This window comes from Virgibacillus sp. LDC-1 (assembly GCF_030137545.1).
GTDB lineage: Bacteria > Bacillota > Bacilli > Bacillales > Amphibacillaceae > LDC-1.
In genome coordinates, this window is record NZ_JARUVL010000021.1 from 14,178 (window position 1) to 33,625 (window position 19,448).

The 19,448-nt window shown below is 38.8% G+C and carries 16 protein-coding genes; 11 read left to right on the forward strand and 5 right to left on the reverse strand.

The window, feature by feature from the left end:
- Positions 1 to 141: 141 nt before the first annotated feature.
- Entirely contained in the window at positions 142 to 2,421 is a 2,280-nt protein-coding gene (locus QBK89_RS13750) for an ATP-dependent DNA helicase (RefSeq protein ID WP_284141630.1), read from the forward strand.
- A gap of 40 nt (positions 2,422 to 2,461) precedes the next feature.
- On the opposite strand, the gene QBK89_RS13755 is transcribed toward QBK89_RS13750, so the two are convergent.
- From QBK89_RS13755 to QBK89_RS13765, 3 genes are all read right to left on the reverse strand, one after another.
- Positions 2,462 to 3,571 (reverse strand): M24 family metallopeptidase, encoded by a 1,110-nt coding sequence (locus QBK89_RS13755; RefSeq protein WP_284141631.1) that lies wholly within the window; start codon positions 3,569 to 3,571, stop codon positions 2,462 to 2,464.
- Between the two features lie 155 nt (positions 3,572 to 3,726).
- A complete protein-coding gene (ric, locus tag QBK89_RS13760) occupies positions 3,727 to 4,422 on the reverse strand; it encodes an iron-sulfur cluster repair di-iron protein (RefSeq protein ID WP_284141632.1) in 696 nt (231 codons plus the stop codon).
- A gap of 91 nt (positions 4,423 to 4,513) precedes the next feature.
- The gene (locus QBK89_RS13765; RefSeq protein WP_284141633.1) at positions 4,514 to 5,230 is read right to left on the reverse strand and encodes a YwiC-like family protein; all 717 of its coding nucleotides are present in this window, start codon (positions 5,228 to 5,230) and stop codon (positions 4,514 to 4,516) included.
- A 539-nt stretch (positions 5,231 to 5,769) separates the two neighbouring features.
- On the opposite strand from QBK89_RS13765, the gene QBK89_RS13770 reads away from it, so the two are divergent.
- From QBK89_RS13770 to QBK89_RS13780, 3 genes are all read left to right on the forward strand, one after another.
- Positions 5,770 to 6,189, forward strand: a complete 420-nt coding sequence (locus QBK89_RS13770) for a hypothetical protein (RefSeq protein ID WP_284141634.1) — start codon at positions 5,770 to 5,772, stop codon at positions 6,187 to 6,189.
- Between the two features lie 21 nt (positions 6,190 to 6,210).
- Positions 6,211 to 6,987, forward strand: a complete 777-nt coding sequence (locus QBK89_RS13775; RefSeq protein ID WP_284141635.1) for a hypothetical protein — start codon at positions 6,211 to 6,213, stop codon at positions 6,985 to 6,987.
- A gap of 102 nt (positions 6,988 to 7,089) precedes the next feature.
- Entirely contained in the window at positions 7,090 to 7,584 is a 495-nt protein-coding gene (locus tag QBK89_RS13780; protein ID WP_284141636.1) for a hypothetical protein, read from the forward strand.
- Positions 7,585 to 7,607: 23 nt separating this feature from the next.
- Here the strand turns inward: QBK89_RS13780 and QBK89_RS13785 are convergent, their stop codons facing one another.
- Entirely contained in the window at positions 7,608 to 8,516 is a 909-nt protein-coding gene (locus tag QBK89_RS13785) for a MerR family transcriptional regulator (RefSeq protein WP_284141637.1), read from the reverse strand.
- A gap of 173 nt (positions 8,517 to 8,689) precedes the next feature.
- On the opposite strand from QBK89_RS13785, the gene QBK89_RS13790 reads away from it, so the two are divergent.
- The 3 genes from QBK89_RS13790 to QBK89_RS13800 all read left to right on the forward strand — a co-directional run bounded on the left by QBK89_RS13790 (position 8,690) and on the right by QBK89_RS13800 (position 11,742).
- Entirely contained in the window at positions 8,690 to 9,661 is a 972-nt protein-coding gene (locus QBK89_RS13790) for a YbgA family protein (RefSeq protein ID WP_284141638.1), read from the forward strand.
- Entirely contained in the window at positions 9,658 to 10,092 is a 435-nt protein-coding gene (locus QBK89_RS13795) for a hypothetical protein (RefSeq protein ID WP_284141639.1), read from the forward strand. Before QBK89_RS13790 ends, QBK89_RS13795 begins: the two co-directional genes overlap by 4 nt.
- Before the next feature lie 126 nt (positions 10,093 to 10,218).
- Positions 10,219 to 11,742: a phytoene desaturase family protein gene (locus QBK89_RS13800; protein ID WP_284141640.1), complete on the forward strand. Its 1,524-nt coding sequence runs from the start codon at positions 10,219 to 10,221 to the stop codon at positions 11,740 to 11,742.
- 18 nt (positions 11,743 to 11,760) lie between these two features.
- Here QBK89_RS13800 and QBK89_RS13805 read toward each other — a convergent pair whose 3' ends face one another.
- Positions 11,761 to 12,384, reverse strand: coding sequence for a TetR/AcrR family transcriptional regulator (locus tag QBK89_RS13805; protein WP_284141641.1), 624 nt, complete (start codon positions 12,382 to 12,384; stop codon positions 11,761 to 11,763).
- 168 nt (positions 12,385 to 12,552) lie between these two features.
- Between QBK89_RS13805 and QBK89_RS13810 the strand changes: the two genes are divergently transcribed.
- The 4 genes from QBK89_RS13810 (at position 12,553) to QBK89_RS13825 (ending at position 19,273) form a co-directional block, all read left to right on the forward strand.
- Entirely contained in the window at positions 12,553 to 14,784 is a 2,232-nt protein-coding gene (locus tag QBK89_RS13810; protein ID WP_284141642.1) for an MMPL family transporter, read from the forward strand.
- 463 nt (positions 14,785 to 15,247) lie between these two features.
- Positions 15,248 to 16,411 carry a CdaR family transcriptional regulator gene (locus QBK89_RS13815; RefSeq protein ID WP_284141643.1) on the forward strand — a complete coding sequence of 388 codons (1,164 nt, stop codon included), beginning with the start codon at positions 15,248 to 15,250 and terminating at the stop codon, positions 16,409 to 16,411.
- A 91-nt stretch (positions 16,412 to 16,502) separates the two neighbouring features.
- Positions 16,503 to 17,909 carry an FAD-linked oxidase C-terminal domain-containing protein gene (locus QBK89_RS13820; RefSeq protein WP_284141644.1) on the forward strand — a complete coding sequence of 469 codons (1,407 nt, stop codon included), beginning with the start codon at positions 16,503 to 16,505 and terminating at the stop codon, positions 17,907 to 17,909.
- Entirely contained in the window at positions 17,906 to 19,273 is a 1,368-nt protein-coding gene (locus tag QBK89_RS13825; RefSeq protein ID WP_284141645.1) for a (Fe-S)-binding protein, read from the forward strand. Before QBK89_RS13820 ends, QBK89_RS13825 begins: the two co-directional genes overlap by 4 nt.
- The last annotated feature ends 175 nt before the right edge of the window (positions 19,274 to 19,448 follow it).

Consider the following 19,448-nt stretch of genomic DNA (forward strand, 5'->3'; position numbering starts at 1 on the left):
TATATACCTTTGCAGAATGGCTTCTTGGCAAGAGATTCCTCATAATCCGTGGTTCTATGCAAACATATGTGCTACGATAGAAGGACGAGGATTGCTGTAAAAAGGCGATTTCTTGATTGATAGATTAAATTAGGTGATGACATGACATATATAAATAGAATATCCGTGCGTGCCTTAGTAGAGCATGTGTTTCGAAGCGGAAGTATCGAATCTGGATTTCGAACGACAGCTTCACTAACAGAAGGAACAAGGATTCATCAAACCATCCAAAAAACGTATCGCGATCAAGACCAAAAGGAAGTGTATTTAAAAACAGAAATTTCCGTTGGGGATATTACACTCCTTGTTGATGGACGATGTGACGGGCTGCTTGTTGAAGAAGACGGTTCGATTATTATCGATGAAATAAAGTCTACAAAGCATGCCCTCGCTCAATTTACTGCAGATTCCTATCCAGTTCATTGGGCACAAGCTAATTTTTATGGATACATGTATGCGAAGGACCATGCGTTAGAACGGATAACCATTCAGTTAACCTATGTACAAACACAAACGGGAAAACAAAAGCAACTACAAAATGAGATGAGCTTTAAGGAGCTTGAGGACTTTGTTCATCAGGTTGTAAATCAGTATGCATCGTTTGCAAATCGGAAACAAAGCCATGCCGAGAAACGAACAGAGTCGAGTAAAGCGTTAGCCTTTCCCTTTGCATCGTATCGAGATGGCCAGCGAAAGCTAGCGGGAACTGTCTATAAAACGATAGAAAGCAATAAAAATCTGTTTGCGAGAGCAGCAACAGGAATTGGCAAGACGATGTCTACGATATTTCCGGCGATTAAGGCAATAGGAGAAGGCCATATTGAGCGGATTTTTTATTTAACGGCAAAAACGATAACACGCACTGCTGCAGAAGAAGCTTTAAAGCAATTAATCGCAAATGGCGTTCAATTAAAGGTTGTTACAATTACCGCAAAGGATAAAATTTGTTTTCAAGAAGAAATGGTTTGTGATAAAGCGAATTGCATTTTCGCAGATGGCTATTATGACCGGATTAATGGTGCCATGCTAGATATTTTAGAGCAGGAATGCTTGATGACTAGAAATGTTATTGAAACTTATGCCCGAAAGCATCAAGTTTGTCCTTTTGAATTTTCTCTAGACCTTGCCTATGAGGCCGATGTTGTTATTTGTGATTACAATTATATTTTTGATCCGCGCGTATCCTTAAAAAGGCTGATCGAGGAGCATAAAAAACAGACAGCATTGCTTATTGATGAAGCACATAATCTTGTGGATCGAGCACGAGAAATGTACTCCGCTACATTGGTAAAGTCACATTACTATGATGTAGAACGCTATTACGAAGAAATAAACCCAGCCATTGCTAACTCAGCAAAAGCAGTGAGTGAGCACCTGTTTGTTAAAAAACAGGAGGAATTCGTTGTTGGAGAAGAATTAGATATCGATTTAGTGGATAAAGTAGAAATCTTTTCCATGCATGCAGAGGATGCACTTTTAGAGGAAGATGGGAAAAATGAACGATTGCTGGAGGCGTATTTTTCCGCGCAAGCATTTGTGAAAATCGCCCGCTTATATGATCATCGGTATACAACGTACTGTATGGTTGATCAAAGTGAGGTAAGTTTGAAGCTTTTTTGTATGGATCCATCGCATCTTATTAAACAGATGAGTAAGGGATTTCGTTCAAAGGTATTTTTTTCTGCAACATTAATTCCGGGTGAATATTATAAAAAGCTGTTAGGTGGAACAGCAGAAGATTATACGGTTTCCATACCATCTCCTTTCGAGCGAGAGAAGGTGAAGGTAATGATTAAACCATTATCTACGCGCTATCGAGATCGAAATCATACGATAAATCCAATGGTTGAATTTTTCGTAGATGTAATGAAAAAGCAATCGGGAAATTTTTTAGTTTTTTTCCCATCCTATCATTATATGCAGCTTGCTTACGAGAAATTTACAGAGCTTGCCCCTGAGCTAGAAACAATCGTTCAATCTGCAGGAATGTCTGAACAGCAACGCGAGGACTTTTTAGCGGCTTTTGATGCAGAACGGAAAGAACGATTAATCGGGTTTGCGGTGTTAGGGGGTATTTTTTCTGAAGGCGTGGATTTAAGGGGGAATCGCCTTCAGGGAGTAATTATTGTTGGGGTCGGATACCCGCAAATTGGATTAGAAAGGGATATTATAAAGGATTACTTTATGAAGCTGAACCAAAATGGCCATGACTATGCCTACGTATATCCTGGCATGAATAAAGTGCTTCAAGCAGGTGGACGACTAATACGAACGGAAGCTGATACAGGTGTAATTGCATTAGTAGATGATCGGTTTTTACAATCAAAATACCAAGCTCTTTTACCACAGGAATGGCGTCATTTTACGGTGGAAGGGGATTGAAAGTAAAGCACCTGCGTGAATGCAGGTGCTGTTCAAGCGTTTAAGATAGGATTTGCAGCTCTTTTGGAAACTTCGTTAAGATTTCTATTTCTCCTGTTTCATTGATGTATACTTCATCCTCAATTCTTACGCCACCTAATTCAGGAATGTAGATACCAGGCTCAATTGTGAAAAGCATGCCGTTTTCTGCAAGTGCTTCATTATTTTCATGGATCGATGGTTCTTCGTGTAACTCAATTCCTAATCCATGCCCGACACGATTGTTAAAATAAGCGCCATATCCTTTGTCTTGTATTACCTTTCTTGCTGCAATATCAAAGGTCTTTAACGGAACCCCTGATTGAACAGCCTTAATTCCCGCTTGGTTCGATTGTAAGACAATGTCATAGATTTCTTTTTGCTTTTCAGAGGCTTCTCCAATAACAAAGGTGCGTGTTGTATCGGAACAATATCTTTCACTTATTTTTACTCCCATATCAATGAGGAGGAAATCACCGTGTTGAATGGTGCGTTCCCCTGGTACACCGTGAGGCAATGCAGACTTTTCTCCTGCTAGTACAATGGTAGAGAAGGAAGGTCCTTCAGCTCCGAACGCTTTCATTAAATATTCTAGCTCGGCAGCTAATTCAAGCTCCGTCATGCCAACCTTTACTTTTTTAATTCCTTCTGCCATGACTTTTTCAATAATATCCACTGCTTTTTGTAAATGTACAATTTCATTTCTCGATTTTTTCAAGCGCTGTCCATTTATAAAAGGTTGAATATCGAAATAGGTAGCTTCTGGAAATGCTTTCGATAATTGGTTGTGCTGATACATCGTAACGACTTTCATTTCAAGTCCAAATCGTGTAATTTGTCCATTTAGGTTTTCCTTCAGTATATGGTAAGGGTCTTGTTCATCAGAGATCGCTACAATGTTTTTTACGATGGAAGCATCAGCAGCCATATCTTTATCCAATGCCGGCACAAAGAGCATCATTTCATCTTTCCGATTATCAATGATTAATGCCATAAATCGCTCATGCGGGTCAGATTGAAAACCAGTATAATAGAAAACATTTGCAGGGGTTGTAATCATTGCAACCTCAATGTTTTGCGATTTTAAATGAGTTTGTAGTGTGTTCAGTCTGTTTGTAAAATCGATTGTCATGTAAATCCCTCCAACTAATTGTATTTTTCTATTGTATCATGTGTATTGTTGATACGGTAATATACAAAATTGGAGTTGTTTATGTCATGAATGGGTGTGATTCCTTCCTCAATCGATAATAAAAGCAAGCTGTATTATAAATAAAGCGCACTTAATTACATATAACGAGGAAATAATATGTTATTTTCTAGATGTACATGCATAAAAGTTTCGGATTCAAGCGCTTCTAATCGTTTGTATACTAACGTATACGTACCACATGCTTCTGCAGGTAGCTTATAGTCAGATGTTACATCTCTTAATTGTGCAAGAAGGGAACCTGCATAATCATGTTCTTTTTCTAACTCTTGTATATGAGCGATGACCTTGTTTTTGTTTTCCTTTTGCATGCTTTCTAATTTGAGCAGGAGAGGAAATATATCTTTTTCTTCTTTTTCAGTATGCTCAATCATTTCTTCTTTGAATTCAGTAAATAATTCATATACTTTTAAAAGCTCCGGATGATGATTCCCGTGTACCTTGGAAACTTTTAATACGTATGGGGTTAGCTGAATAAGCTCTTCCATTAATGGATGATGGTAATGCGTTTTAATGTGATTAATAATTTCAGAAGACGAACTACTTGTCCATACCTCCAAATTGTCTGTGCGATCTATCTCTCTTTGATATAGTTCCTTTAATTCTTGGAGTACATCGTCTAAATTGACGGCCTTTTTAGAAGCTGCTTCATGAAGTGGGATATTCCCTCCACAACAAAAGTCGATCCGATATTTTTTGAAAACATCGCTTGTTTTAGGTAATTCATTAACGATATCTTTTACTAATGTATCGTTTGTGAATGGTATAGTCATAAATAATCTCCTCCTTGTTAGTTATTACAAGTAAAGGATAAATGATAATCATTTTCAGTGTAGTGATGTTTGTCACACGAACATATTCGGCTCACATGATAACAAGCAAGATAATAATAAAGAAGAATGATGCGTTTACAAATTCGAGTATTCCTAAAGTTTTAATGTTTACTCGCTTCCCATAGAAATAGATAGCTCGAATTAAACTTGGAATAAATGCAACGGCAATTAGCCAATTTCCTGTGATAACCCACCCCGCAATTATCAAAGTATGATAGATCCAAGAAAACCATTTAAATGTAGTGTTTTTTCGCTCGCGTATGATGGACTTTACATAAAAAGTAGTGCCGATAAAAAACAATATAACTAAACTAAATGATAATCGTGCTTCTGAGTTTATCGTTCCTTCTGCAAGATAAGCACTGGCTAACCCGCCAATAGCAAAAATAAGAATAGCAATGAAATCATTTGTAAACGTTCTTTCTTTATTTTGCGATGAGAAGTAAGCATTCAACGCAAAAAAGGGAATCATAATAAATCCAAAATAAATTATAGAAGGCCTATACATCAATGCGACGAGTAGGAATGCCATTGCGGGAATAAAGTAAATGATTGCCCATTTTGTGTAATACGGCATTTTCCTTTTCTTAAATAGAAGTAAAATTGGATACGTTGCTAAATAGAGTAGTAACCAGCCAATAAAGAAGGGTATGTGAACCCATATAAATCGAGTAGCGGCAACCCCAAGCCAAAAGGGTATGACAAGCATTGCCCATGCCCCATGTTGTTTTGGCATACAAAGTTTCATATTCATCCTCCTAAGAAAATTTATCTATACATCAAAGCACGCCTTCAAAACGAACGAATGTAGATTGTTTGATTCAATATGAGTATAGTAAATTTGCTTATAAAGATAAGTGAAATACATCACACGAGTAGGAAGAAACTTCTAATCGCATTATTAATAAATTTCGCGAAGAATAATTTATTCTATTTGAATTCATTTTTATGTTAGAAAAACAGTTGAATCCAATCCCTTTATACCGCGACAATAGACCTTAAACTTCATTCCTCTGTAATAAGAAAGCACTAGACCTCTGTTAAGCATCTTCTTGGTATTTTATCCAATCTACAAGCTTGTCCAACATTTCAACAAAAATAGTTTTTTTCTGACAGCTTTTCTACATTATTTTGCAAACGGTAAAGGGAAGTCGGTTCTTTTAGACTATTCAATAAATAGTATAAAATTCCGATTTTTCTATTTAAATTTTCTGTTAATATAGGGACTGCGAGGGAAGTTGTACATTTTTGTAAGCTAAAATACTTCATACGAAAGGATAGGTGAGGTTGAAAAAAAGAATTTTAGTATGTTTTACAATTTCTTTATTGATCGTTTGTTCAGCAATCTATTCAAAAGCAACCACAGGACAACCAATAAAAGAGGCTTTTCGCACTTATTCCATAACACTTCATGCATTTAATCGTTGGTTTCCTGCGGAGTTAGCACGAATAGATCAAGCAAGAGAGCAAGAGCGGATGGAACGGGAGAAGAAATTAGAGCTACAAGCCTTTATTTCTTCGGTTACTTCTGATGCAAATGCTGAAATTGAACAGTATCAGCTTGAATATTTAACACGATTAGCTGATCAGAAAAACGTTTCAATAGAACAGCTATTTATAGCGTTTGAGGAACGCAAAAAGAAAGAGATCAACCTCGAGATTGAACAAGATGTAACGGCCTATCTAACGGAATTGATAGGGGAATAAAAAATGAGGGGGAATCTAGTAATGTTTAAAAAGTTGAAGGGGAAAGTAATTGTCGGTGTGCTCGTTTTTGGTCTAATCATGTCAGGAGCGGGGCTGGCTTTTGCGAACACAGATGCAGGTGCTGCTTTAAAGGCATGGTATGATGGAATGTTTAATCAGTCTGTAGATACAATTGAAGATGAAGTTACTGCGTATGGCGAGAGTAAGCTGCCTGAGCTACAGGAGGAGTACGAGAACTTAAAAAGTGAAGCAGGGATAGACATTGATTTATCAAGGGAATTAGCTACAGGAGAGTCGCTAGAGAAAATTATTCAAGCAAAGCTTGACCATTTAGGATCACTGGATGAATCAAAGCGAGAAATCCTTTCCAACATTGGTTACCAGTATTACAACGTCTTTTTAGATGGGTATGGCGAGATTCAACAGAAGGCTGAAGAAGGGCTTGCATATGCGACAGACGATTTAACTGCTTATACAGGTGAGCTTGGACAGGCAGCAGTAGATGAGATGACAGGAGATTTAAACGCTGCGAAGGATGAAGCAGTACAAGAATTAGAAGAAGCAATAAGACAGGCGCAAGAAGAATTAGGAGCAGCGATATCTGAAAACGAGGAAATTACGATTCGGAATTTAAAAAACCAAGTAGATTGGTCAATTGAGGAATTACGTAATCAAGTAACAGAGCTCTTAGCTGGACTAGTTGAAGAACAAAAAACGATTATTATCGCTACTGCGCAGCAACTAGAAGATGATGCGAAAGCGGCAATGGATGATGTTGTTTCAGGAATTAACAATTAACTAGGGAATTTGAACGCTGGCCATATAAAATTAGGAAGTTACGCCGTCTAGGAAACGATCGCCTACATCCTAGACGGATTCTTCTAGTAATGGGGGATATGGATGAGTAGAATAGATATCCGAAAAAGAAACAAACGCTTGCAACGAAGAAAATGGCTTACTATTATCCTTCTGTCAATTGTGATGACTGTCGGTAGTTACAAGCTCGTATTTGCAGACCAGGATATGCGTGCACTAATCGCCAATTGGCTGCAAAACAAAACTGCAGAAAGTATTGCGGATATCGATACGGTCATCAAAGACGAACAATCGAAGCAAACAGAACGATTAAAAAAAGAATTATATGAAACAATTAAAACCGTAGAAGGCGAGTGGGATTCCTTTGTAGAAAACGAGAAACAAGAGCGAGTTACAGCGTTAAAAGCGTATGCTGATAAACTCATTGAAGATCTACCGAGGGAAGCATCCGTGCAACAAAAAGAAGCTTATATTACCAACATAAACGCGATTGTGCAAGCAGCAAAAAAAGAATTAGAAGCGATATCGCTTGAGCAGTCACAGGCTTTTCCCACAGAGAAACAAGTAGAAGGGGAATAATAACATGTAAACTTATCCGCCCCTTATTCGTGTCCTAGTATTGTCTGAAGGTCGTGAGATAGTGTTATATGCTGTAACTGCTTCCCTTTTAAGTGGGTGATTGCCCCCTGTCCGCCCAAATAAAATTGAATATGGGGGAGTGTACCAGCAAAGTTATCTAATTGTTGTAAAAGCTGTTCATCCATTTCAAACGGATACGTCGTTGTAGCTGATAATAGAACTTTTTTTGGTTGAAGCTGTTTGATTGTTGATTGAATCGCCATTGGTGCTGGTGATGCTCCAATCATAATCGTGTTCCATCCATGCAGCATACACTGCAGAAGAATAATGTGCAGCGGTATTTCATGTCGTTCTCCTGGAAGACAGGCTCCTAGAATGAGTGAATCATTATCGGTATATTGAAACCCGTTTTGTAATTGGATGAGATAGTCACGCACAACCATACTGGAAAATGCTTCTTGATATTCTCCCCACCGTCCATTCTCCCAATGGTTACCAACTTCGATAAGAAATGGGATGATGACTTCATCTAAAAACGTTTTGAGCCCATTTTCATGATAAGCCTGTTGTAGCAACTGAAGTAATTTTTTTTCATTACAACTGGCTCCACTATCTAAAAGTTGCTGTACATAAGTTGTTTGTACGGCTTTGTTAGGATTTGCAGACGTCGAAGGAGAGGTGTTCGGTACTATGCCGTGCTGCTTAACGTATGCAGCTGCCTGCTTAACGGTGTGTCCTTCATCAACTAACCCTTTAACAGTGCGTAATAGGTTCACTTCATGTTGGTTGTACACACGATATCGGTTATTCATTCGTTCCGGATTAACTACCCCGTATCTCTCTTCCCATTTTCGAATCACTTGTTTAGATAGTTTTGTCATTTCCGAAACTTGCTGAATCGTATATGTTATGGTGTTTTTTTGTTCTTCCATATTTCAACATCCTCTTTTATGAGTGATATTCACTAGCTTTTCTTTACCTTTATTTCCATTTTACTATATAACATTATACAACTTTGTACAATACATATTAAACATTATACAAACATTTGACAACGCATTTACCTTCTGCCATAATAAAGCAAATATGGAGTGGGGGTGTGTATATGGATTGGGGAAAGCCGACCATCGCAATCCTTCAATGCGAACAAAAAGAGGAGCTTCATTCAAGTGAAGGTGAAGCGTTTTTAGGTTTAGAGTCGCTTTTGGAACGAGTGGCAGCAGTATTGAATATAACGGTTGATCACGAGGCGGTCTTTCAAGAAGACTGGGTAAGTGAAATTGATGATAAAAAGGTGGTAATTACAAAAGAAGTTCCAATGGTTGCGGCGGTTGTGACGATTGGGCGATTTTTGAGAAGTATTCCGTCCCTTGATGGCGTGATATACGAATGCTGTTCTATGGATTGTCCGTTACACGAGGCCTTTAATGAACTAGCAAGTGCCTGGAAGGATCGTTCGCATGAGCAAACCTTTTGTGTAGACCTGGATGTTCCAGCAGCGATTTTTATCGAGCGCAAGCAGCTACAAACTGCTCAGACTCAACGTCTTTTTCTGACTCGATTATATGCGTTAACAAAGTTTCATCAGGTAAAATCCTCTCCGTCTTTTGCATCATTAACCAACTTTCATCGTTCGCATAAGTATTTATTCATGAGCTTGCAGCCAATGGTTTTGAAAAAGCTAGGAGGGATTGTTGCCAATGCAGATAAACGCTCAATCAATGACGTATTTCAGCATTATGAGCAAAGCCTGCTGGCGTTGTTATCTTCTTCTTTTTCAAGAGGAAAACATATGAATGCCTTACAGCATATGATTGGTTATTTTTCTAAATACGTATCAACGCGAGAAAAAAAGAATATGGAGCACTTGTTACAAGAATACAAGGATGCGGAGCGAGAAGATAGAAGTATTTTGCATTTATTGTATGCATGGGCAAAGCGGTATAATGAGGAATATATCTTAGAGCAAACGATCTTTCGGCCTTATCCAGAAGGGTTTGTCAGTCATATTGAAAAAATAAGCTCATCGTTAATTCGCCTAAAGGTAGAGAATGAAAGTGGGGTGCATCATCTGTGAGAACGTGGCGTGAACTGCGCTGGGCTGTATTAGCAGGGCTTGTTGCGGGTGTTCTTTTGGGGTTGTTTTTAAAAGGGGTAGAAGCGATAACAGCAATAAACGTTTATACATTATTGTTAAATGTAGACTTTGTCCCAATGCTGAATGAATTGACTATGTCGGAAGGGATAGAATTTACACTACATCTCGTAGTGTCCATCGTATTAGCTGTTGCTTTGTTTTGGTTAATGAAAATTCGGTTATGGTCAAAAAGTAAATCGATGTCCATACTTTTGCTCATAAATGTCGGTATCGGATTTTTGTTGTTCCCTTTAACCTTGCTTTCTGAACGAACACCTTCCATATGGTCAGGTGAAGCATTACTCTTTTGGTTGTTCGGGCATGCATTATATGGCGTTATATTAGGCCTCTTTTTTAAAAAGAGTGCCTAATTTTTTTGCTTGTCCAACGGTGATATAAAAATTATTAACTTAATAGTTGGCAATCTAATAAACTATTTGTATAATGTTTGTATAATGTTTGTATAACTTTATTTTGAAACTTGGGGAGGAACAATTATGAGTAAACGAACGATCGTTGTTGGTGCAGGTCCCGGTGGCTTAGCAGCTGCGATGCTGTTAGCGGGGAAAGGCTACGACGTAACTGTATATGAAAAGCAACCATATATTGGTGGGAGAAATTCAGAAATAAAGCTTGGTGACTTTCGCTTTGATATGGGACCAACCTTTTTAAATATGCCACATATTATGGAGGAGCTATTTCAAGCTGTTGATCGTAATGTCCACGATTATTTAGAATTAATCGAACTAAATGAGATGTATGAATTAACTTTTGCTGATAAAAAATTGGCGATGACACGAGATCGCGAGCTAATGAAAGAACGAATTGAGGAATTATTTCCTGGAAATAGCAAGGGCTATGATCAATTTATGCAGGAAGTTGGAAAGAAAATGGAGGTTCTATCTCCATTGCTACAACAGCGAATGAGTAAAATTACTGACATGCTTTCACCTAAAGTGCTTCGTGCACTTCCAGAGCTTGAGCTGGGCAAATCATTATTTGATGTTCTCTCGCGCTATTTTACCGAGGATGATTTAAAAATTGCTTTTACCTTTCAATCAAAATATTTAGGAATGTCCCCATGGGAATCTCCAGGTGCATTTGCCATATTATCTTATATGGAGCATGCCTATGGGATTTATCATATAAAAGGGGGGTTAAATCAGCTTCCGAAGGCAATGGCTCAGGTTGTCAAAGAGTATGGAGGTCGCATCCATCTGAATCGTGGCGTGAAACAGCTTTGGACAGAAGGAAAGGATGTAAAAGGGGTTATATTAGAAAGTGGTGAACGTGTAGAGGCAGACGAAGTTATTGTGAATGCCGATTTTGCTCATGCAATGGTAAATTTAGTGGAAAAGGGTGTGCTGAAAAAGTACCGAGAAGAAAAGCTAGCTAAAAAATCTTATTCTTGCTCTACATTTATGCTATATCTTGGTCTGAACAAAGAAGTAGATCTTCCACACCATTCGATTATATTCGCAGACGATTATGTGAAAAACGTAGAAGAAATTACGAAATCATTTAAGCTATCAGATGATCCATCAATCTATGTGCAAAACGCTGGTGTGACAGATTCCACGCTTGCACCAGAAGGGAAATCAGCACTCTATGTATTAGTTCCAGTGCCAAATAATGAAAGCGGGTTAAACTGGGAAAAGGAAAAGGAAGGCTTTCGTCAGCTTGTATTAGAAAAACTCGCTGCAACGCTCAACATGGAAAACCTTGAAGAAGCAATTGAGGTCGAACGTATGATTACTCCAGCAGACTGGGAAAACGAAATATTTGTTTATAAAGGGGCTACCTTTAATTTAGGTCACCAGCTATCACAAATGATGATATTTCGACCGCATAACCAGTTTGAGGAGCTTCAGAGCTGTTGGCTTGTTGGTGGGGGAACACACCCAGGGAGTGGCTTGCCAACAATTTTAGAGTCAGCAAGAATTACTGTAAATGAGATTTTAAACGCACACGGAAAAGAAAAAATTGCTCAAACAGGCTTACCTATTTTAGAGCACGTATAAAAACATTTGAATTGACAGTTATTCGTTTGCGATGCTCTTCCAGAAGAAATTAATAATATTTAAAACCGAATCATCGACAGATGCGAAAAGGCCGTTATTGTCTGTATCTCGATAATTCCCGATTTTTAATAGTGAAATAAATGCATGTGCTGCAAAAAGAGGATCTATTTGTCTGATTTCCTTTGTATGCATGGCCGTTGCTAATGCGTTAGCGACAACACGATATATTTTTGCTTCTGCTTCTTGCATTGCTTTTATTTGCGTTTCAGATAGTGAATTTTTGGTTCCTTTGATCATATCGTCCATATCAATATGCACGGTTGCATTTAAATAAGCTGAAGCAACTTGATAAAGCCGTGTATATAGTGGTGCATCTTCTGAGAGAATTTGAATCATAATTTGATGCACGCGCTCCATCATTTGAGTCATTGTTTCGGAATATAAATCTGCCTTTGTTTGGTAATAATAGTAAACAGTTGCTTTTGTTACTTGGCAGCTTTTAGCAACATCATCCATGGAAACGTCCTTATAGCCGTTTTCGAGAAATAGCTGGGCGGCTTTTTGTAAAATTAACTGATCAGTTGGCAGCTTTTGATGATTAGCAGGTGGTCTACCAGGGGTGCGTTGTTTTTTATGATTCATTGCATTTCTCTCCTCGTACATTCATTCGGAAACAGTATACCACATATTGATTAATATACGAGGAAAAAAACAATTGGAAATTAACCTACCAGTATATATAATTAAAAAAGAGTTTATTTTGTAAGTATTAATCGAAATTATTTTTTAAAGTAGGGAAGGGGAGTATCGATGAAAAATCGCATTTCGAAGTGGGGGGGAATTGTAGCAGGAGCGCGCTCAAGATGGATGACAATATTCATTTGGGTGCTACTTGTTGCAATATTTTCCTTCGTATGGCCACAGGTTAATGATCGAGAAACAAAATCAAATCAGCTCTTACCAGAGGATGCAATGTCAGTAGAGGCATCAAAGCTTACGGAGGAGCAGTTTTCCGATGATGCAGGAACACCTTTATTGCTTGTCTGGTATCGAGATGGTGGATTGGACACGGCGGATTATGAACAAATTCAACAAGTATATGGGGAGCTTGTTGAAAATCCGTTAGCATATCAAGCAATGATACCGCCATTTCATAAGTTGCCTCCACAAGCGCTACAGCAGGAGGCGTCATCAGACGGAGAAGCATTGACCACACCTATATTTTTTGAGCCAGATACAGCAACAGAATTGTTAGAAGATGATCTAGAACGGCTTAAAAAAGTAATCTCAAACAGTGTTGGAGAAGAGGTGTTTGATAAGGATTTAGAAAAATCTGGGCTTCATGTTCGTCTAACAGGACCCATCGGCATTCAAACAGATGCGGTATCATTATTTAGTCAAGCAGATGTAACGCTTCTTATTGCAACCGTGTTGCTCGTGTTGGTGTTATTAGTTGTTCTGTATCGATCACCAATTCTTGCGCTTGTTCCACTAATTGCTGTTGGGGTTGCTTATGGATTAATTAGTCCTCTGCTAGGCTTGCTAGCAGATAAAGGTTGGATAGAAGTTGATGCACAAGCAATCTCCATTATGACCGTATTATTATTCGGTGCTGGGACAGATTATTGTTTATTTCTAATTTCTAGGTATCGAGAAGAATTACGAACCGAAGCAGATAAATATGTTGCATTACGAAAAGCTGTAAGTGGAACCGGTGGAGCAATTATGATTAGCGCGATGACAACGGTTATGGGGTTATTGACATTAGGGCTTGCTTATTATGCATCCTATGATCGTTTTGCAGTTCCTTTTAGCTTATCCATATTCATTATGGGAATTGCAGCATTAACCTTATTACCGGCTATTTTAGCATTGCTAGGCAGATTTGCTTTTTTCCCGTTTATTCCTAGAACAGAAGCGATGATTCAAAATCTTGAAGAAAAGAAAGGTAAAAAGCTAAAACGTCCGAAATCGCAAAGTCGCTTCTATCGAGTAATCGGTCGTTGGGTGACAGAAAAGCCATGGACGATTATTATCACTTGTGTAGTCGTATTAGGAGGCCTTGGTCTTTTTGTTCCAAAAATGCAGTATACGTATGGCTTACTTGAATCGTTTCCAGAAGATATGCCTTCTCGAGAAGGATTCACCGTCATTTCAGAGCATTACCCACCAGGTGAAATTGCGCCTGCTCAGGTTATCGTACAAACAGATGGACAAGAAATTGCATTAAAAGAAAAGCTATCAGCGCTTTCCATTGTTGAAAATGTTAGTGATCCTACAAAAGGATCAAAGGATCCATCTCTACAGGAATGGTCAGTTACATTAGCGGTTGATCCTTACTCAACAGAGGCAATTGCAGCAGTTCCAAAGCTCCAAGAAATTGCAGAAAATAGCTTAAAGGATGCAGGAGTAAAAGAAGTAAACTCAAAGGTATGGATTGGTGGAGAAACAGCAACACTTTATGATACGGAGGAAGTAACGAGTCGAGATCAATCCATTATTATACCAGTCGTATTACTTATTATTGCTTTGTTATTAGTAGTTTACCTTCGTTCAATCGTTGCTATGGTTTATTTGTTAGCTACGGTTGTGTTATCCTACTTAGCAGCATTAGGGCTTGGCTGGATTATTATTCACTACGGTCTTGGAGCAACTGCAATGCAAGGCTTAATCCCGGTTTATGCCTTTGTGTTCTTAGTCGCACTAGGAGAAGATTATAATATTTTTATGGTATCAAGCATTTGGAAAAAGCGGCGTTCCATGCCTTTAAAACAAGCGATAGCTGAAGGAGTTGGAGAAACAGGAACTGTTATTAGCTCAGCGGGCTTAATTTTAGCAGGAACATTTTCTGTTTTAGCGATGCTACCACTTCAAGTGCTCGTTCAATTTGGCTTAGTAACAGCGATTGGCGTACTGCTCGACACATTTGTCGTTAGACCATTGCTCGTTCCGGCGATAACGACTGTTTTAGGGCGGTATGCTTTCTGGCCGGGAAAACTGTGGAAGCTAAAGGATAAAGAAAGACAAGAAGAAGTTCAATAACGAATAGCTAAATAAAGGCTTGACGCTGTTCCATGAAGGTTTGGGACAGCGTTTTTTATTATTTTGAAAACTATAAGATTGCTTGCGTGAGGAAAAATGCTTTATAGAACAATAGCCAGTCTAGCTCTCTGTTTTTAAACGAGCCTTGGCATCACACAATAATCGATCGGGTTTATCAGGATAACGATAAAAGCTATCTAATAGAGTGTAATGTTTCAAGTCCATAATAGTTTCCTTGTATACTATAAAAAGAAGAATTGTTGATATTGTCGAAAGATAAGAAAGGGTTTATATTGAATTTATTTCCGGGGAAATAGTCTATACAAGTGAATACCAATCAATAGCATAGAAAGAAGTTATGATAGAAGTAACGAAAGAAATGAGAAACATGTCAAAATGAAGCGATCAATTAGGATGTTGATCGACTTCTGTTGGCTAAATTTATAGAAGGTAGGTGGTAAGTGTGCGTTCCGTTTTTCAAAAAAATAAATTGTATCATTCCATCGTTCAAGAAATTAAAGGGCTCATAAATGAAGATGTCATTTTAACCGATGAAGAAGGGACAATTGTTGCTAGTACAGAAGAAAAACGAGTAGGGGCATTCCATGAAGGAGCATGGCTGGCAATGCAAAAGAAGGAAAAAATGATTATGACGAAAGAGCGGACACGAAGCTTGCAGGGAGTTCGAAAAGGAGTTGTTTTACCAATTATTATGGAAGGTTCTCCATTGGGAGTTCTTGGAATTACCGGCGATCCATCACTTGTTGAGCCGTATGCGATGGTTGTTCGTAAGGTAACAGAATTGTTTATTCAAGATTCGACCAACCGAATATATCAAGAAGAGCATGCAAGAGAATTAGAGCTTTTTATTTTTGATTGGCTCCACCATTCAGGTAATTTTGAGGCCTTATACAAGAGAAGTCGTTTCTTTCCTATTGACATGCATAAATATGTGCAAGCGATTGTTTTTCGCAGTGTAGATAAAGCGATTCATTTATCGTTTAAAGAAATGGAAGCATTGTATGATAAGTGGGGAAGTAAGGAGAAGGGATTATTCGTTCGTCTTGGAAGTGAAAAGCTCGTTTTACTTTGTTCAAAAATGGAAAAAAGTGAATTAAAGCATAAGGTACGCGAATTTCAAGAGGGAATGAAAGAACGGTTGGGAATCGATATTGTTGCTGGAATAGGAGAAGTCGTGAGCGCAGAAATGCTGTCCGAATCATTTAAACAGGCTGAATGGGCATCACGCATCGCGTATAAGAAAGCGCCGATTATTTTTGAAACAGAATTAAAATTTGCAATGCTGCAGCATGAATTAAAGCCGGAGACGAAGCTAGAATTTATTCGAAGAATAATAGGGACATTGAGTGATGAGCATGTTTTATTAACTACGCTAGAGAGCTGGTTCGCACATGATATGGCAATTCAAAAAACGGCAGATTATATGCATCTGCATCGTAATACGTTGCACTATCGCTTAAAGAGAATTACCGAAATAACGGCTTTAGATTTAGATAAGGTTGAAGACCTCGTTAACTTATACATTGCAGTCCTATTTTGGAAGGAAATACATGCAATCGAATCATTTGAAAACAAGAATTTGTTCACAAGAACAAATTATATTTAAAATAGGCCTATATTTTTATTTGCGCGCACATATATTTTTCTCGCTCGATTTCATACAATAGAATTAATATGAATAGATTAGGAGAATGCGTATGCTATGTGAGGAAATAAAGGCGAAATTTATAGATATCGTTGGAGAAGCAAATTTCGAAGATAATAATGCAAGCTTGCTTGCTTATTCCTATGATTCGACACCAAGGTATCAAACTATTCCAGACGCAGTGATTGCACCACGTACGAAGCTTGAGGTTGCAGCAGTTGTCAACGTATGCAATACATACAAAATCCCGATCGTTCCACGTGGTTCTGGCACCAATTTATGCGCCGGAACAACGCCTGTTGAAGGTGGGATTGTACTAATCTTTAAAAATATGAATCAAATTATCGAAATCGATCAAGAAAACCTTACGATGACCGTTCAACCTGGCGTATATACAAAGGATATTTTGGAAGCGGCACTATCGGTGGGCCTGTTTTATCCGCCTGACCCTGGATCGATGCATATATCTCAAATCGGTGGCAACATCAGTGAGAACTCGGGCGGATTACGCGGACTTAAATATGGCGTTACGCGCGATTATGTGCTTGGACTGGAAATCGTTCTTCCAAACGGAGAAATCATCCAAACAGGAGGAAAGCTTGCGAAGGATGTTGCAGGCTATGACTTAACACGTTTGTATATTGGAGCAGAAGGGACACTTGGTATCATTACCGAGGCCGTTTTAAAGCTAATCCCACAGCCAGAGACAAAGAAAACCATGCTTGCGCTTTATCATGATCTAGAAGCAGCAGCGCAATCTGTTTCTGCAATTATTGCGAATCGCATCATTCCAGCAACATTGGAATTTTTAGATCAGGAAACGGTAAAAGTTGTTGAAGATTTTGCGCAGATCGGGCTACCTACTGAAGCGAAGGCTATATTATTAATTGAACAGGATGGACCTGAAGAGGTTGTGGCAAGAGATATAAATAAAATAGGCCTACTTTGTAAAGAAAACGGCGCATTTGCTGTACAAGTAGCAAAAACTGCCGAAGAAGCCTTGCAGCTAACGGAGGCAAGAAGAACTGCATTATCTGCATTGTCTCGACTAAGACCAACAACGATTCTAGAGGATGCTACTGTTCCTCGATCAGAACTGGCAAAAATGGTACGGGCTATTAATGAAATTGCCAAGAAGTATAATGTGACGATATGTACGTTTGGTCATGCTGGGGATGGTAATCTTCATCCAACCTGTTTAACCGACGCACGTGATGAAGAAGAAATGGCATTGGTTGAAAAGGCATTTGAAGAAATCTTTGCGAAAGCGGTTGAGCTTGGGGGAACGATTACAGGAGAGCATGGAGTAGGGATGATGAAGCTTCCGTATCTTCATTTAAAGGCTGGGGCAGCGGGTGTGGAAGCGATGCGAAGTATTAAAAAGGCACTTGATCCGAATTTCATTATGAATCCAGGAAAAGTGTTTGCAATGTCTCCTCGAGAAGGTGTGGTGGAATGATGGACGCACGAGAGAAAACGCGTATACAGCAAGCATTTAAAGAAAAAATAGATTACGATGAATTGATGAATTGCACACGGTGTGGGTTTTGTTTGCCTACTTGTCCAACTTATATAGAAACTGGCAGAAATGAAGTTCATTCACCAAGAGGCCGGATTGCGTTAATGAAGGGGCTTGTTGATGGCCTGATTGAGCCAAGTGAAGAAGTAAAGCAATCGATTGATATGTGCTTAGGGTGCAGAGCCTGTGAACCGGTTTGTCCATCAGGAGTAAAATTTGGTAGATTGCTTGAGCAAGCAAGAGACGCTATTTATCAAAGCCATCACCGTTCACTACCAGAGAAAATAATGAAAGGCATATTTTTTAAAAATTTGTTTCCTTATCAAAATCGCATGATTGGATTAACCGGACTGCTCGGGTTTTATCAACGCTCAGGCACACAAAAGCTCGCACAAGCAATTGGTATTATGAAGCTTTTTCCGGAAAGTATGCAAGCGATGGAAAAAGTCCTGCCACAAGTACCAAAAATGAAGGAAATGAAGCAACGTCCTCGCCACATTCACCCTTTAACAAAAGAGCGAAAGCAGAGGGTGGCATTTTTTTCAGGCTGCTTAATGGATACGATGTTTATGCATACAAACGATGCAACGATCCAATTATTACAGTATGCAGGCTGTGAAATAGTCGTTCCAGAGACACAAAGCTGCTGTGGAGCACTACATGGACATAGTGGCGAACTAGATCAGGCACGTGAGATGGCAAAGCGAAATATTGCCGCGTTTGAGGATGCCGCGGTTGATTATATCATTACAAATGCTGGGGGCTGTGGCGCATTCTTAGTCGAATACGATCATTTATTAAAGGATGATCCTGAATGGAACGGGCGTGCACAAGCATTTTGTGCAAAGATAAAGGATGTTACTAAAATCCTGATCGAGCTCGATTTTCACAAGCTACCATTACGGCTAGAAAACCAAATTGTTACGTATCAGGATTCATGCCATTTGAGAAATGGCCAAAAAACGTTTATCGAGCCGCGCCAATTATTAGAAGCAATCGATGGGGTGACTTTTATAGAAATGAAAGATGCGGATCGTTGCTGTGGCTCCGCAGGAATATACAATATTGTTCAATCGGAAATGTCGATGCAAATTTTAGATTATAAAATGGAACAAGCAACAAAAACAAAAGCAACAACAATTGTAACAGCAAATCCAGGTTGCTTGCTGCAAATGAAGCTCGGAATAGAACGGGAAGGACTATCAGAGAACATGGAAGCGGTCCATATCGTTGACTATTTGTTAGCGGCATATGAACAAGCAAATTTCGAAGAAGCAGCTACTAAAGTGATCTCTTCTCGTTAAGATGGGATAATTACAGGCATTTGTAGGTTTGAAAAAAAACCTACAAATGCTTTTTTTATTACTGGTTTTAAAACCACAGGCTCTGCCTGTGTGAGAATTCAACTTGTAGAGTTGTAACAGACAAATCTCCTTTCGGTATAATAGAGCTGGCCGTCAAACCGACTCTATATACGAA